Source organism: Streptomyces sp. NPDC088707, assembly GCF_044752725.1.
Lineage (GTDB): Bacteria > Actinomycetota > Actinomycetes > Streptomycetales > Streptomycetaceae > Streptomyces.
On sequence record NZ_JBIVLV010000004.1, the window covers coordinates 402,183 to 416,840 of the forward strand.

At 70.0% G+C, this 14,658-nt stretch carries 13 protein-coding genes and 2 pseudogenes; 7 read left to right on the forward strand and 8 right to left on the reverse strand.

Annotated features, from left to right (window positions below):
• Positions 1-119 precede the first annotated feature (119 nt).
• On the forward strand, positions 120-3,260 hold the full coding sequence (locus ACIP84_RS15655; protein ID WP_401798243.1) for an AAA family ATPase: 3,141 nt from the start codon (positions 120-122) through the stop codon (positions 3,258-3,260).
• Positions 3,261-3,342: 82 nt separating this feature from the next.
• Here the strand turns inward: ACIP84_RS15655 and ACIP84_RS15660 are convergent, their stop codons facing one another.
• Positions 3,343-4,815: a hypothetical protein gene (locus tag ACIP84_RS15660; protein WP_401798244.1), complete on the reverse strand. Its 1,473-nt coding sequence runs from the start codon at positions 4,813-4,815 to the stop codon at positions 3,343-3,345.
• 151 nt (positions 4,816-4,966) lie between these two features.
• Complete coding sequence (locus ACIP84_RS15665) at positions 4,967-5,374, reverse strand: hypothetical protein (protein WP_401798245.1); 408 nt, start codon at positions 5,372-5,374, stop codon at positions 4,967-4,969.
• 26 nt (positions 5,375-5,400) lie between these two features.
• Between ACIP84_RS15665 and ACIP84_RS15670 the strand changes: the two genes are divergently transcribed.
• On the forward strand, positions 5,401-5,772 hold the full coding sequence (locus ACIP84_RS15670; protein WP_401798366.1) for an MMPL family transporter: 372 nt from the start codon (positions 5,401-5,403) through the stop codon (positions 5,770-5,772).
• An 83-nt stretch (positions 5,773-5,855) separates the two neighbouring features.
• Here ACIP84_RS15670 and ACIP84_RS15675 read toward each other — a convergent pair whose 3' ends face one another.
• Positions 5,856-6,368, reverse strand: coding sequence for a GNAT family N-acetyltransferase (locus tag ACIP84_RS15675; RefSeq protein ID WP_401798246.1), 513 nt, complete (start codon positions 6,366-6,368; stop codon positions 5,856-5,858).
• 229 nt (positions 6,369-6,597) lie between these two features.
• Between ACIP84_RS15675 and ACIP84_RS15680 the strand changes: the two genes are divergently transcribed.
• Positions 6,598-6,774 (forward strand): hypothetical protein, encoded by a 177-nt coding sequence (locus ACIP84_RS15680; RefSeq protein ID WP_401798247.1) that lies wholly within the window; start codon positions 6,598-6,600, stop codon positions 6,772-6,774.
• 137 nt (positions 6,775-6,911) lie between these two features.
• Here the strand turns inward: ACIP84_RS15680 and ACIP84_RS15685 are convergent, their stop codons facing one another.
• From ACIP84_RS15685 to ACIP84_RS15695, 3 genes are all read right to left on the reverse strand, one after another.
• On the reverse strand, positions 6,912-7,385 hold the full coding sequence (locus ACIP84_RS15685) for a nuclear transport factor 2 family protein (protein WP_401798248.1): 474 nt from the start codon (positions 7,383-7,385) through the stop codon (positions 6,912-6,914).
• Positions 7,386-7,654: 269 nt separating this feature from the next.
• Positions 7,655-8,188 carry a hypothetical protein gene (locus tag ACIP84_RS15690; RefSeq protein ID WP_401798249.1) on the reverse strand — a complete coding sequence of 178 codons (534 nt, stop codon included), beginning with the start codon at positions 8,186-8,188 and terminating at the stop codon, positions 7,655-7,657.
• A 487-nt stretch (positions 8,189-8,675) separates the two neighbouring features.
• Entirely contained in the window at positions 8,676-9,197 is a 522-nt protein-coding gene (locus ACIP84_RS15695) for a DUF6328 family protein (protein WP_355964642.1), read from the reverse strand.
• Positions 9,198-9,656: 459 nt separating this feature from the next.
• Here ACIP84_RS15695 and ACIP84_RS15700 point away from each other — a divergent pair, with 459 nt between their 5' ends.
• Complete coding sequence (locus ACIP84_RS15700) at positions 9,657-9,842, forward strand: hypothetical protein (protein ID WP_209498731.1); 186 nt, start codon at positions 9,657-9,659, stop codon at positions 9,840-9,842.
• Positions 9,843-10,046: 204 nt separating this feature from the next.
• Here ACIP84_RS15700 and ACIP84_RS15705 read toward each other — a convergent pair.
• Together ACIP84_RS15705 and ACIP84_RS15710 are read right to left on the reverse strand one after the other, a co-directional pair.
• Positions 10,047-10,978: pseudogene (locus ACIP84_RS15705) on the reverse strand (IS5 family transposase).
• Positions 10,979-11,029: 51 nt separating this feature from the next.
• A complete protein-coding gene (locus ACIP84_RS15710) occupies positions 11,030-11,503 on the reverse strand; it encodes a hypothetical protein (protein WP_401798250.1) in 474 nt (157 codons plus the stop codon).
• 399 nt (positions 11,504-11,902) lie between these two features.
• Here ACIP84_RS15710 and ACIP84_RS15715 point away from each other — a divergent pair, with 399 nt between their 5' ends.
• From ACIP84_RS15715 to ACIP84_RS15725, 3 genes and pseudogenes are all read left to right on the forward strand, one after another.
• A complete protein-coding gene (locus ACIP84_RS15715) occupies positions 11,903-12,748 on the forward strand; it encodes a lysostaphin resistance A-like protein (protein ID WP_401798251.1) in 846 nt (281 codons plus the stop codon).
• 269 nt (positions 12,749-13,017) lie between these two features.
• A pseudogene (locus ACIP84_RS15720) lies at positions 13,018-13,416 on the forward strand (ATP-binding protein); the annotation flags it as partial.
• A gap of 580 nt (positions 13,417-13,996) precedes the next feature.
• Entirely contained in the window at positions 13,997-14,482 is a 486-nt protein-coding gene (locus tag ACIP84_RS15725) for a hypothetical protein (protein WP_401798252.1), read from the forward strand.
• Positions 14,483-14,658 lie beyond the last annotated feature (176 nt).

Sequence of the window (14,658 nt, forward strand, 5' to 3'; positions counted from 1 at the left end):
ACGGCCGCAGGAGAGTGCCGCAGGTACGTAGAGGGCTTACGTAGTTCCACCGACGTATTCGCAAGCGAGTTCGATGAGCCTTGCCCTCGCAGCTGAGCACCACCGCAAGGGAGAAGCCGTTGGACACGCCTCTGAACCGCGCCCCCACCTCCGAGGAGAACCGGACCGTTCGTGACCGGGAGACAGAGCGGCTGCGGCGCATCGTCACGGCACGAACGCATCAAGGGCCCTGGCTCCTGGAGATCACCGGGGACCCCGGCATGGGCAAGACCCGGATCCTGGAGGAGTGGAGTGCACTGGCCGGGCAGACAGGCATGACCGTCCTCAAGGGGCGGGCATCGGCCGCGGACCGCGGACACGCTTTCGGCGCCTTCCGCACTCCTGTCGCGCGGGCCCTGCACCTGCCCGGAGCCTCTGCCGCGCTCCACGCGGAGGACCGGGCCTTCCTCCTGCACCACTTCGCCGGACCCGCGCTGACGGCAGGCCCGTACACAGCCCCGGACGGACCTGAGGCGGACCCGCACACAGCCCCGGACGGACCTGAGACGGACCCGCACACAGCCCCGGACGGACCGATGCGGAGATCCACCCTCCCGGACCGAGATCCACACCGGCTGCGCCGATGTATCGCGGCCCTCCTGTGGGCGGTGGCCGGTGACCACCGAGGCCTGACCCTCTGCCTCGACGACCTCCAGTGGGCCGACCCCGAGTCCGTCGCTCTTCTGGGCGCCCTCCTGCGCCGCCCGCGGCCCGGCGCGCCGCTGATCCTCGTGTGCTCCGTGCGGCCCCGGCAGTCGCCGACCTCGCTGACGGCCCACCTCGCCGATCCGGACGACGCCTTCCGGGTGGAACGCTTCCGGCTTGAGCCGCTTCCGCGCAACGCGGCCGGCGCCCTGCTCCACCCCGCGACGACCACCGAACGCCAGCGGTACCTGTACGAGGCCGCTGAGGGCAATCCGCTCTACCTCCGGGCGCTGTCCTCGTCGCCCAGTCCGTTCGCCCCGGCCGACAAGGTCCTTCCATGGACCCTTTCGGACACCACCCTCGCCACTGCGGGCGCGGCCCTGGCCCGTGAACTCGTACTGCTGGACGCGGTGGAGCGGGACGTGCTCAGAGCAGCCGCCGTACTGGGCGACGCGTTCGACCCCGCGTACCTTGCCGACGTGGCCGACCAGGAACCGGCGAACACCGCCCGGGCACTGGACCGTCTGGTCGACATGGACCTGGTGCGTGCCGATCTCGCCCAGGGGCGACTGTGCCGACTGCGTCACCCCGTGCTGCGCACCGTCGTCTACCAGGACGCGCCCCACGGCTGGCGGAGGGCCGCTCACGCGCGAGCCCATCGCGTCCTGCGGGAAGTGGGCGCCGATCCGGCCCGGCGTGCCCCGCACGTCGCCCGGTCCGCCGAGCCGGGCGATACGGAGGCCGTCCGGCTGCTGGCGGAGGCGGCAGATCAGGTGGGTGGCGTAGACCCGGAGGCTGCGGCGGCGTGGCTGGGAATCGCACTGGGCCTGATCCGCAATGAGGGGGATGACGTCCGGACCCGGGTGACGACGTCTCTGGCGCGCGCGCTCGGGGCCGTCGGAAGGCTCCGCGAGTGCCGGGAACTGCTGCGCCGAGTTCCCCTGCCGTCCGGCGGTCGCCCCACGGAGGCCGATGCCGAACTCGTGGCGTTCCGCGCCAGGGTGGAACGCCATCTGGGGGACTACGACCGGGCGGACTCCCTGCTGACCGCCGTACTCCAGAGGCTGGCCGAGACCGGGGCGGAGACCAGGGCCGGGGCGGAGACCGGCGCCGAGACCGGGACCGGGGCCGGTGCGGAAACCGGGACCGGGGTCGAGAGCGGGGCCGAGGCCGGCGACGCCGTGGCCGACTCCGTCGAGCTGGGCGGCACACTCCGTCTGGAGCTGGCCACGGTCAGCGCCCTGCGCCAGGCGTTTCCCCGCTCACGGGCGCTGGCGGAAAGCGTGCACCGGCAGACCACCGGTACTCGGAACCGGCCCCTGTCCTTCGCGGCCGCCGTCGGCCTGACCCACTGCGGCGCCTTCTCGGGAGACATTCCCACCGTGCTGCACCGGGCCCGGGAGGCCGGCGCCCTCCTGGCCGCGATGAAGGACTCCGAGCTCACCCCTCAGCTCGACACCGTCGCCCAACTCGCCTGGGCCGAGGCCCTCGCCGAACGGCACCACGACACGCTGCGCCACACGGCGCGCGGCATCCGGCTCGCGCAGAGCGGCGGGCAGATCTACGTCCTGCCGTACCTGCGGCTCGCGCACGCCTACGCCAGCGTCAGCGTCGGGCGGCTCACGGACGCGCTGAGGTCGGCCGACGGCGCCGAGGAGGAGGCACGCAGGATGGACCGGCCGGCTCTCGTCGGCTTCGCCCTGGCCCTTCGCGCGTGGGCCGTCTCGTTGGCGGACGGCCCGGACGCCGCCGCGCCGATCGCGGAACGAGCGGTGCAGGAGCTCGGCGCGGGCGGCAGGCTCTGGGCGGCCACTGCCGGAGTGCTCGCCGACGTACGGTTCGACCAGGGGAGATACGGCGAAAGCCTCGACCTGGTCCGGTCCGCCATGGAACACGAGAGGCACCCCGGCACGGCCCGGTCCATCACCCCGATCTGGTACTCCCTGGCAGCCAGGGCGGCGGCCGCACTGGGAGACCGCGACCAATCCGCGGAGTGGGCCCGACGGGCGTCGTACGACGCCGACCTGCTGGGCCTGCCCGGCCAGCGCGGCTATGCGGCCCTCGCCCGGTCCCACAGCGCCCACGACCCCGTCGGCCCGCTGCAGGAGGCGGTCTCCGGCTTCCGGGCCGCCGGGCTGATCCCGATGGAGTGCCGGGCGAACCTGTTGCTCGCTGCGGAACTCGCCTCCAGCGACCCGCAGGACGTGCACCGCGATCCGAGAAGGAGCCTGGAGCAGGCCCTCGACTACGCCAACCGGGCGAAGACGTCGGCGGAGGCACTGGGAGCCCGACGGCTCCGCCGCGAGGCGGTGGACATCCAGCGCCGCCTGGGGGCCCGCCGCCCCCGCCCGGCGCGGGAGACGGCGACCCCGCTGTCAGACATGTCGGACCGGGAAAGGGAGATCACCCGCATGGTGGCCCTCGGCATGTCCAACAACGACATAGCCCGCGCCCTCGTCATCTCGTCGAAGACGGTGGAGGCCCACCTCACCCGTATCTTCCGCAAGGTGGGCGTCCGTACCCGGACCGCACTGGTCGCGACGCTCCCGAAGGCCGACCCCGCGACGGTGACCTGAGTCTCTCCACCCGGCCCCGAGGAGGCCCGCCGGTTCCGCGCGCCGGGAGACTCAGCGGCGCGCGGCAGCGCGACGGCATGGGTCAGGGCGCGATGCCGACGCCTGGCACCTTGCTCCACTTCTTCTCCTGCCTGGCAGTGAGTGCCGGCCACGTCAGGCCGTCGGGGCGTGGGGTGACGCGCGAGCTGTAAGGAGCGGGTGTGAAGGCCGGCTCGTAGAAGCAACCCGTTGCGTACGTGGTGTGGAAACGGGGGCAGGACGCCGCGATGGAAGAGGGGGTCGGCTTCCTCCCGCTGCGGGCCCAGGTGTCCAGTGCCGCGAGGGAGTTGGCGTACTCGGCCGTGCTCAGGCCGCTGTGCTCGTGCTCGCCGGTGAAGGTCTGCACGAGGTGCTCGGACCGGCCGGCACCACGCAAGGACGCCAGGTAGGCGGCTTCGTGCTCGACGAACGCGGTGGGGTCGTCGATCGCGTGGAGCGTCAGGACGGGAACGGAGACCTGGCCCGTGAGGTCGCTGTCGTAGGAGAGGTCCCGCACCGCGGTGGGTTCGGCCGAGAAGCGCTCCACGCCCGCGTTCAGGGCGTCGTCGTCGTGGGAGCCGGAGTAGACCACGCCGCTGTTGGAGAACGGGTTCCGCCCGCCCATCCGGTTGTGGACGATGTCGCGGAACGTGAACGTGGCGAACCTCAGGTGTGACTCCAGGGTTCGCTCGGGGATTCCGGTGACGGCGAGGATGTCGTCGAGGTTGCGCTGCTGCAGGGCGGTGCGCCGCTCCGGTGGCGAAGAGAACCCGGTGCACTCCTGGAGCCTGGCCCGCAGCCCGGTCGTCGTCATGGTCGAACCTTCACGCAGCCCCATCCACAGGGGGTACCGGGCCTCGGACGGCCTCGGGTGGTTCTGGCAGTAGTACTGGTAGACCACGCGCAGGTCCACCCGGTAGTCGTACCCCCGGGAGCCGCCGCCGAGGACGCCGTTGGTGAGCAGTGCGCCGTCGTAGGGGCCGTGCTTCTTGGCGCCGTACACCTCGAGGACCTTGGCGGCGACGTTTCCACCCCACGACTGGCCGTGGATGTACGTCTGCCGGGGCTTTCGGAACTCCTCGCCGAACAGCCGGCGCACGTCCTCGGTATCGGCGGCGGCCATCCTGGTGCCGTAGCCCCCGCGACGGTAGGAGGAACCGGCCCACGCGTAGCCCTGGTCGACGATGACCGACCACCGCTCGAGGTCTCCGACGCTGCGCTCAGGATCGGACTCCTCGCCGAGGTCCGGCCCGCCGTGGGCGTGCACCACCAAGGAGCCGTTCCACTTCTTGGGGACGGCGATCGCGTAGTAGGCGCCGTCCGCGCTCTGCCCGGTGAAGCAGGTGGCCTTGTCGAGGAGGTTCGCGGGACACGGGGTGACCACCGGCGGTACGGCAGGTACCGCGGCAGAGGCGGGGAGGCCCGGGAGGGCGAGAGCAGCGGCGACGACGACACCGACGGCGCCGGCCGCACGCCGTCGGGCGCGGAGGCGCAAGCGGAGGCTCCGCGGGCGTGCGGGGGTAGGGAGAAGTCGCATCAGGGGCTCGTTCCTTCCGGGCGCGTCGGTCGCGCGGAGGGCTAGATGCTAAGCACGCCCTGGCTGCCACCTGAATGCTGCGGGCATTGAATTCATATTGGTCTCGGCCGGACGGGTCATCAGGCAATCCGGCTGTCACGGCGGGTCGGGATCAGGGGCTTTCGAGGGCGGCGGACGCGTCCTGGACGAGGTCGGCGAGCGGGTCGATCGTGCGGGGCGTCCGGGCGGGCCGGTGATGAAGATCGCCGTCAGCACCTCGTACCGCGTGGCCGGCTCCAGCACCGCGTTTGCGCAACGCGGTGTACGGGGCCTCGTCGGCCGGGCGGCCACGCAGCAGTTCCGCGAGGCGGGGGAGCACCTCGCGCACCTGGCCGGCGACGAGGGACTCCTTCGTGGAGAGGTAGCGGAAGAAGTGGCGGCTCGGCAAGCTGAGCGACCACTTCTCCATCCCCGGCTCCGAGTCCCAGCAGGCCCTCGACACCATGGGCAGAGAGTTCCCCGGCACCGCCGACACCAGCGCGCAGCTGGTGTTCACCGCCCCGGCCGGACAGAAGGTCACCGACCTCCGCTTCGCTCGCCGCCGCGATCGACCAGACCCTCGCTGACGCCGCGAAGGCGCCGCAGGTCGTCAAGGTCACCGCCCTGGCCGTCGACCTCGGCGGTGCCGCGCTCGGCGGCGGCGGAGCCCAGCCCGGCGTCCAGGGCCTGATAGGCGTCGGCGTCATCGTCCTCGCCGTCACCTTCGGCTCGCTCCCGGCCACCGCGATACCGCTGCTGGCCGCGCTCGCCGGCGTGGTCGCGGGTGTGGCCGGGGTGTCGGCCCTCACGGGTGCGGTGCCGATCTCCTCCACGGCCCTGACGCTCGCGCTGATGATCGGGCTGGCGGTCGGCATCGACTACGCCCTGTTCATCCTCGCCCGCCACCGCTCCCAGCTCGCGCAGCGGCCGGCTCCATGACCGGCGGCGGTCGCCGCCGCCGGATGCACCGGCACACCGTCATGCAACGCGAGTTCCCCTACCGCAGCCTCCAGCAGCACGCTCTAGAGCAGCTCTTCCGCCAGCAGGTCCATCAGCAGCCCGTCGTGCCAGCTGCCGTCGGCGCCGCGTTCGTACTGCCGCATGACGCCCACCGGCCGGAAGCCGACTTTCGTGTAGCAGCGGATTGCGGGGGCGTTGTCGGCGGCCGGGTCGATCACCAGGCGGTGGAAGCCCAGGGCGTGGACGAGGTGACGTGCGAGGGTGCGTACGGCGTCGGTGCCGAGCCCGCGCCCGTGCACGGACGGGTCGAGGAACAGGTCGATGCCCGCGTGCCGGTAGTCGGGGTCCTCCTCCGCGTACCACTGGATCATGCCGACGATCCGGCCCTCGCTGCGGACCGTCAGGCAGTGGGTGTCCGGGTCGGTGAGGTCCTCCGTGATCTCGGACGCCAGGTCGGGCCCGCCGCGCCAGCGTTCGCGCACCTCTGGTGTGGCCCGGATGGCGGCCAGTGCGGCTACGTCGTCGGGCCCGGCAGGGGTCAGTTCCAGGGCTTCGCCCCGTAGTACGACGGTCATGAGCCGGAAGAGTAGGCCACTCCGCCAGCTGGCCGTGCCTATTTCCCGCGCGGAGCGCGTAGCCGCCGCGAGGGGCCTGCCGGCAGGCCGGGGTCGTGCCCCGGCGTCAGACAGACTCCCTTGACGGCGGGCGCTTCGGCCGCAGCGGCTCCGCGATCGGCGCGTACCCTGGTAAGAAGTCGTTGGACGTCGTCGAGGCCCTCAGGCTGCTTTGGTCGTTGAATCTCTCATGCGCGTGTTTCTCCTGACACTCACCGTGGCCCTCCTCCTCGGAGGGCTTGTCCTCCTGGTGTTCACCAGCACTACGGCAGCAGCGATCTGCGCGGTCTACGTCGCAGTCGTGATCCCGCTGGCTGTGCTCGTCGGCCGGGCCGTCAAACGCTCCGACCCTCCGTCCTCTGACTGAAGGCCCGTGAGCACGCCGCTCTTCCGCAGCCGTCGACTTGTTCCTGCGGTTGAGACGGGCGGTTCTGGCTCACATTCCGCGGAGGGGCACTTCCCGTGGTGCGGGACCCTTGACGAACCGTTGGCTGGAACCCTTCGTCATGACTGGGCGGGCTCGTCGAGGCGTTCGGTGGGGCCGGCGAAGGCGAGGTGGAGAGTCCGGGTGGTGATCAGCCAGGTGGCGTCGACTTTGCGGAGGGTGTCTTCGTAGTGCCCTACCTGGACAGGGGGTTGTGGCGGCACGAGGCCCTCGCTGTAGCCGTCGACACGATAAGTGGTGAAGTAGGTGAGGGCGGTGGCGGTGGCCGCAGAGTCCACAGTGACCAGGATGTTGGTGCATATACGGCGTGAGAGCCGGTCTGCGGGCCGGCTGCCGAAGTAGAGGCGCAGGGCGTCGCGACCGTTGATACGGCGGTCGCCGGCGGGCCATTGCCAGGTGCCGTCCGGGGTGAAGAGTTCCGCCACCGAGCCCGGATCTCCGAGGTCCAGCCGGTGGACGAACTCGATGACCAGCCGCTCACATGCCCGCTCTGCGAGCAGGCGTTCCATCGGGTCGAGAACGTCTGTATTCATGATCAACGCATATCAGGTCGAGCCTGGTTGAGCCAGTCTCCAGCTGGCGTATGTGCAGCGGCTGAGCCGTCTGAGTCACGTTCCGCCGATGGCACAGCACCCTTGCGTCGGCGGCCTCACCTCTGCGTGGCCCGGCCGAAGGCTGCGCCAACACCGGTGGGGGAGCGGCTAGAGAGCTGCTCCCCCCACCGGGCCCCTGGCGAGCGCGACCACCAGGTCGTGTCCTTCGGATCGGGCCGGAGTCGCCAGGGAGCGCGCCTTGGGCCTTGTCAGTTGGGGAAGGAGAAGTACAGCGCCTCGCTGTAGAAGGACGCGAAGTGCTTCTCCCAGTCGGTTCGGAGCGAGGCCAGCCAGTCGTCGTTCTGGCCGGCGATCGCTGCTTCGGCGTCGGAGACGGCGTCGGGGATGTCCTGGGATGCCAGGCGCTGCACACTCGCTACCGGATCGGCATCCGACAGCGAGACGATCTCCCCGGTCTCAAGGATGAAGTACTTCGCCTGCTGCTTCTCGAGATGCGCCGCGGTCCTGGCAATGCATTCGGTGAACTCGGCGTCGTCCTCCAGGCCCTTCCCGACAGCGCGCAGGAGGTCGAGGAGCAGGGCCGCCCCGGCGGCGTAGTCCGCGGCGATGCCGATGGGAGGGCTCCAGATCATGGACGGGACGACCGTCGTTCCGTGCCCCACCATGAGTTTGTGCGCGAGCGGGATGTCCCAGTTGTGCTCGGAGATGCATCGGACTTGCTTGAGGATCTCCGCCTCGTTGGGCATCGAGTCCGCGGAGTAGAGGTATGAACGGTTCGCCATGGGGTCGACGCTAACACCGGGGACCGACAACGCCGACGCCGACGAACTCCGGGCGCGCTGGGCAGGACGCGTGAAGGGCCTCCGGATGGGCCGGGTGGCCGTCGCTGCGCTCCTGGTGTGCTGCGATCCCTTGCGCCAAGGGGCACACGAACTCCCACTGGAAGTCGGGCAGTTCATGGCGGCCAATCACCCAACGAGCCCCGGCGATCGGGGGCGACACCGAGTTCACCTCGGCCCTCGTCGCGCATGACGACGAGGACCTTGAGGTCAGCGAGCTGATACGTCCCGGCCGGTGGAAGCGACGCTCGCTACTGCGGCGCGCCGGGGTGGCCTCGGTACGCCCCGTCCGCCGCTACCTGCAGCAGCAGGCGGCGAGCGCGATGCTCCCGCGCCACCAGCGCCGGCCCGCGTACAACTCCGAAGCCTGCAGGAGATCCACCCGCCGCCTGGGGCGAGGACGGGGCGCCCGGTTCCGCACTGGCCCAGGTCAGTCCTCGTCGCTGCTCGCGTAGCGGAAGCGTGCCCAGTAGGGCAGGACGAACCAGCAGCACAGGTACCAGGTCACGACCCCGGCCACGAGCCACGGTACGTATCGGTCGTGCGTCGCCACGCGCAGGATCAGGAAGAGCGAGGACGTCAGCGTGGCGAGGAGCAGTACGAGGCCGGTGAAGGTGAGTCGCGAGGCCCAGGCGACGCCCTGGGGCTTGAGGTTCTGCCCCGACACGATGCGGTGAAAAGCCACCGGTGCTATGAGGGCCCCGGTCGCCAGGGAACCGAGCACGACCGTGATGAGGTAGATCGTCTTGTCGGTCTGTCCCAAGCCCCTGAAGGTCGGGGTGAAGACCACGGTGAGCAGGAAGCCCAGCATGATCTGCACGCCGGTCTGCGCGACCCGTATCTCCTGCATGAGCTCCGTCCACCGACGGTCCGCCCGTTCCTCGTGTGTCTCGTCGCGCGCGGATTTCTGTCTGTCCGTACCGCTCACACTCGTCTCCTCTGTCGCTGCCATGGCGCCCTTCTGCCCCGGACCGCGGCACGCATTCGTAGTCGTGTTCGACGGTGCGCAAGAGTGCGAATGCGGGGATGTGGGCCTGCGGCGCTGCGGGACGTGCGCCCGTGGCTCTGGCGCGCCTGGCTGTCGTCCCAGGCAGGCGAAAGGTGTCGCAAGGCCGGGGTGGGAACGTGCCGCCGAAGGTCTCCAGGTTTCCCGGCCGCGCCGGCACGTTGCCCGAACAGCCGGTCCCCGACCCGTGCCATGCCGTTGGAACTACGTGTGGGAACTACGTAGTTCGACTGATGCATCAGGGAGCCGGCGATGCGAGGCTCCGTCATGGCCTTCCTGGCGGAGCCGTGGGTGTCGAGCCGGGAAGATCGCTGCCTCCCTGCTCGGCAACCGCCGCCGGTGACCCGACGGGCAGCAGCGGCCGTTCAGTGCAGAGATCCCCGTCCAACATTGGAGCGTCCTCCGGTGGTTTCCAAGATTCGCGTCCTTCTGGGCATGCTCGTGCTCCTGGCGCTGGCCATCGGCGCCATCGCCCTGCTCGCGGCCGTGAAAGCCAATGCCGTCTGGTTCACGATCGTCCCTCTCGGCATCCTCTTTCTCGGCGCGTCCGTCATCCGGTCGCTCGGATGGTTCAACAAAGAAGGCCGATGACTGCCCCGGCGGATCGCCGGCCGGGTGGAGGGGCTCCGAGGCCAAGTCTTCTGGATCTGACACCGCAGGGTTCGTGAGGCTGCGGAGAGGGGCCGAGGGAGACGAGTCGGGGAGGGGCCGAGGGAGACGAGCCGCAGAGGGGCCGAGGGAGACGAGCCGCCGCAGGCCGCGCTGTGAACGGGACCAAGGACTTGTCCGGGCGGATCACGTGCGGAGCCGGATGGTGACGGCTGCGGCGGTTGCGGTGCGGAGGTAGACGTACCGGCGCTTGTCGTAGCGGGTGGCCAAGGCTCGGTGCTGCTTGAGCCGGTTGATGGCCCGTTCGACGGTGTTGGGTTTCTTGCACCGCTCTTCGTTGAAGCCGGGTGGCCGGCCGCCGTGTGAGCCTTTGCGGAGCCGGGCTGCCTGGCCGTCGGTTTTCTCCGGGATGGTATGCCTGATGCCCCGGCGTCGCAGGTACTCGCGGCAGGGTCGGTTGCTGTAGGCCTTGTCAGTGCGACGCTGTCGGGCTTCTTGCGGGGCCGGCCCGATCTTCGGGACACGGATCTTCTCCAGAACCGGCTTGAATTGCGTGCAGTCAGCCCGATGGCCCGGCGTGACGATCAGGGACAGTGGGCGGCAGCGGCCATCCGCGCTCAGGTGGAGCTTGGTGGTGAAGCCGCCGCACGAGCGGCCCAGGCCCTCGTCTCCTGCACCACCTCCACCAGGCGGGCGTGCAGGCTCTGCCACGGCGTTTCGTCCTGATGTTCTGACTGTTCGGCCCCCTTTGAGGCGGGGGCGGGCGGTGGGTCGGTGCGGGCGCCCGCGGCATGCTGATGCGCCCGCACGATGGTGGAGTCGACGGAGACGTCCCAGTGGATCTCGCCTGCGGCGTCGGCCGCGGCCTGGACCTACTGGAGCAGACGCTCCCACGTCCCGTCGGCCGACTACAGCCGGTGCCGTTTGTAAACCGTCTTCCATGGCCCGAACCGTTCGGGCAGGTCACGCCACTGCACGCCGGTCCGCACCCGGTGCAGAATCCCGTCGATCACCTGCCGGTGGTCCCGCCACCGGCCACAGCGCCTGTTGCTGACCGGCAGGAACGGCCGCAACCGTTCCCACTCCGCATCACTCAGATCACCCCCGCCCCATGACAGGAAGAACGACCCGGACAGACGGCAGTCACAAGATCACACGAACCCTGGTCCCTACTCCGTGACGAAGGGTCCGTATCCAACCGGGACCTCGTTCACCTGAAGGTCCGAGAAGAGCAAGGTCAGGTTGTGCGCACTGGTTTCAATGCGTACCTCGTGGAAGTCGATCCCGAGGGCCTTCGACCAGCGGCGGGTCGCCTCGGACTCAGGAAGTAGTTTGGCTCCCGGGTACAAGGCGTGCCACTTCACGCCCCAGGCGTATCCGTCGAGGCCGCCACCGGATTCGTGGTCGATGAGCCGGTCGTCCAAGGAGACCCGCCAGGTCTCCGCCGGCACCGACGTCTCACACCGGGCCTCAACGCAGTAGCGGAAGAGATACCGCAGGTGGGACGGCGCGATGCCAGCACGGGGATCAGCCGTCGCGTAGACGATGACCTCGTAGTCGCGCATGTAGTTGGTGTATCCGTGGTGCACGACAGCGTGATCGAAGGTCTCGTCCAGCATCTGCTCAAGTAGGGCCGTATCCATGCCGCCCTTCTACCTCACTCGGCGAGACCTTCGATAGCGAGATTCACGGGTGTTGGGCACCGTTGCCTCAGAGATCGCCCGGACAAGTCCTAGCCCGTACGCTGGGACGTCGTGAGTTCGGCGAACCGTAGCGCAGTGCCCCGGTAGCTGGCCGAACCGTCTCGCTCGCAAGTCTCCAGAAAGCAGACGATGTCCGACCCGATACCAGGACCTCCCCACCACCCCCAGGACCCTTGGACGCCCCCTGCGCAGGGGGCGCAGCCCTGGCCTGCTCCACCGGTCGCGTGGGGCCCTCGGACTCCCGTGCCGCCGACACGCGCGCCCGGCCCGGTGGCTGCGCCGCCGGGGGCCGCGTACCACGAGCAGGGGCGCAACGGGAGGCAAGGGGCTTGGGCGCGGGTGGGGGAGTTCTTCCTCGCCCTCGCGCTGATGCTGGCCGGGATGATCGGTGTACTGGGCGGCTCTGCCGTCATCGGCATGCTTCTGGGACTCGCGTGGGCCCCGGACGACAGCGACAGCATCTTCGCCGATCCGCTGTTCGACAACGCGGTACTGCTCGTGAGCCTTGCCGTGTGGATCCCGGCCGTGCTGATCGCCGTCCGCGTGAGCGGGAAACGGCCCGCCGGTACCGTCGCGTCGGTCGCCGGACGGCTACGGTGGTCCTGGCTGGGATGGTGCCTCGGGCTGGCCGCCTTCGTCCTCGTCCTCCAGAACCTTCTGCTGCTTGCATGGAGCCTGTTCCAGGACGGCTCTGAGACCGCGATGGGCGAGACCCCCGGCTGGTCCGAGCTTCTGCTGAGTCTTCTGGTGCTGTGGGCGCTCGTCCCCTTCCAGGCCGCGGCTGAGGAGTTCGTCTTCCGGGGCTGGCTGGTCCAGCTGTTCGGGGGATTCCTGCGCTCGCCCTGGCCCGGAGTCGCCGTCGCCTCGCTGCTGTTCGCCTTCGCCCACGGTTTCGGACAGCTGTCGGGGTTCCTGCTGTTGTGCTACTCGGCAGCCTGGTGGGGCTGGCTCACCATCCGTACGGGCGGCCTGGAGGCCGTCATCGCCGTGCACACGGTGAACAATCTGATCGCCTTCTCGCTCTCGGCGGTCTTCGGGGAGCTGGCCGACGAGAGTACCGCCGCGGATGCCCCCTGGGAGGCTCTGGTCTCCGAGCTGATCTTCGCACCGGCGTTCTGTCTGATAGCTGCTCGGCTCGCCGACAGGCGTGGAATCACCGCTCGTACGCCGAACGTCAAGGCCTGATCTCCGGCTGGCTGCCTCGGTGTTCGGGTTGACCGTGGCGTGGCCGTGCTTGTCGTGAGGCCGATCCCGCCGAGACGTGGTGTTCGGTTCGCTCGGTCAACTCGTACTTCACGCCGCTGAATTGCCTTCGGCGTACTCCTACAGTGAGGCGAGTATTCGGCGGTCGGCGTCTGGTCGGTGGGGCCAGGCTCTCGGCCGAGTGAAGCTGAGGCTCCGGTGCAGGGGGAGAACGAATGATGCAGGACGAGGCAAGCTGGTTGCCGGGCCGAGCTGAGGAGCCTGCGACACTGCGCGAGGCGCTGCGACTGGTCGCCGCTGACGTCGAGGGCGTGCACGGTGTCCCTGTGGTCGTCGTCGTCATCGGAGACTGCCCGCTCGACGAGAAGGTGACCGCGCAGATGCTGGCCGCGCGCGAGGCCATGGTGAACGCCGCCAAGTTCGGCGGTGAGGACGAGGCCGTCCAGGTGTACTCCGAAGTGGAGGGGAGCACGGTCTTCGTCTCGGTGCGCGACCGCGGGCCCGGCTTCGATCTGGAGACGGTACCTGACGACAGAACGGGCGTACGAGAATCGATCATCGGCCGCATGCGACGCCACGGCGGCAGCGCCCGGCTGCGCACGGCGCCCGGCGGCGGTACCGAAGTCGAGCTGGAGATGGAGCGCGCGCAAGGCGATGTGACGTCGAAGGGCCTGGTTCCGGCCAGGCCGGACAACCTGGTGTGGAATGCGTTCGTCGCCCGGCGCCGTGAGACGCAGCAGTCGGATCAGCAGACCGGAGAGCGCGAGAGGGCACGGCAGCGTCAACGGGGACGGCGTGCCGTCCGGCGTGCGGAAGCGTACGCCGTGGCTGGGCTGTTCGCCCTCGCGGTGGCCGGATACGTCATCGCCGGTTTCGCCACACACGACGTACTGGAAAGCCTCCAGCGCCGGCAGTTCGACCCGTCGGACACAGCGCAGCTCCTCACCGCGATCGGCGGACTGACGACAGCCGTCGGGTTCAGCATCGCAGGCGTTGTGAAGGCATTCGCTCTGCTTGTCCATGCGCGCGCCGACATGGTCCGTGCCCGCCAGAGTCTTCCGCCGGCGGAGGGAACATCGGCACCTGACGAAGGCGCGCCGACAGCGGCAGACCTGACAGCAGCAGATCCGACAGAGTGAGGCGGATCGTGGAATCCCATGTGCCGGGCGAGACGGGCGAGTTACGCGATACGGTGGGGCTCGTACGGCCGGGCGCGAGGAGGGGACGGAGATGCTGGAGCAGGCCCTGGTAGCGCTTGCCGGTATGGGCGGGGCCGCGGTGGTGCAGGCCGCGGGCACGGATGCGTGGACCGGGCTGCGGCAGGCGCTGGCGCAGTGGTTCGGGCGCGGTGACGAGCAGTGCCGGCGGGCCGAACTGGAGCGGCTGGACCGTACCGCCGCAGAGCTCGCGGACGCACAGGACGACGGCGAGGCGACCGCGGAACGTGCGCGTGTCGGGCACGACGCGGTGTGGCGGTCCCGCATCGAGGAACTGCTCGAAGGGCTGCGAGAAGACGAACGGGACGAGGCGGCAGAAGCACTGCGCGGACTGCTGCGGCACCACGCTCCGCCCGGCTCCGTGACGACGGGCGCGGGCGGGATCGTGGCACAGGGCGACATCCGGATTCACGCCGACCGGGGATCGGTCGCGGCCGGCGTCGTGAACGGGGATGTGAACCTCTCCGGCCCTCCGGCGCCGGATCCGACTCGGGGCTGAACGGACCGGCACCAGCAGACCCAAGCCCACCCCGCATCGACGAGAGCGGCGCCGACGGCGACTCCGACGACGGCGACGACCATGTCGGCGTTGACGGCGGTGACGGCGGTGACGGCGGTGACCATTCCGGCGGTGACGGCGAGGCGGCTCCCCACCAGGCCGTCACGGTCCGCGCC

What these genes read in the sequence shown, in the direction of transcription:
- ACIP84_RS15660 (WP_401798244.1), bottom strand. Translation starts at nt 4,815, where the DNA reads ATGCGACTTCTCCCTACCCCCGCACGCCCGCGGAGCCTCCGCTTGCGC.
- ACIP84_RS15725 (WP_401798252.1), top strand. Translation starts at nt 13,997, where the DNA reads ATGCTGGAGCAGGCCCTGGTAGCGCTTGCCGGTATGGGCGGGGCCGCG.
- ACIP84_RS15690 (WP_401798249.1), bottom strand. Translation starts at nt 8,188, where the DNA reads ATGGCGAACCGTTCATACCTCTACTCCGCGGACTCGATGCCCAACGAG.
- ACIP84_RS15710 (WP_401798250.1), bottom strand. Translation starts at nt 11,503, where the DNA reads ATGGATACGGCCCTACTTGAGCAGATGCTGGACGAGACCTTCGATCAC.
- ACIP84_RS15695 (WP_355964642.1), bottom strand. Translation starts at nt 9,197, where the DNA reads ATGGCAGCGACAGAGGAGACGAGTGTGAGCGGTACGGACAGACAGAAA.
- ACIP84_RS15685 (WP_401798248.1), bottom strand. Translation starts at nt 7,385, where the DNA reads ATGAATACAGACGTTCTCGACCCGATGGAACGCCTGCTCGCAGAGCGG.
- ACIP84_RS15675 (WP_401798246.1), bottom strand. Translation starts at nt 6,368, where the DNA reads ATGACCGTCGTACTACGGGGCGAAGCCCTGGAACTGACCCCTGCCGGG.
- ACIP84_RS15680 (WP_401798247.1), top strand. Translation starts at nt 6,598, where the DNA reads ATGCGCGTGTTTCTCCTGACACTCACCGTGGCCCTCCTCCTCGGAGGG.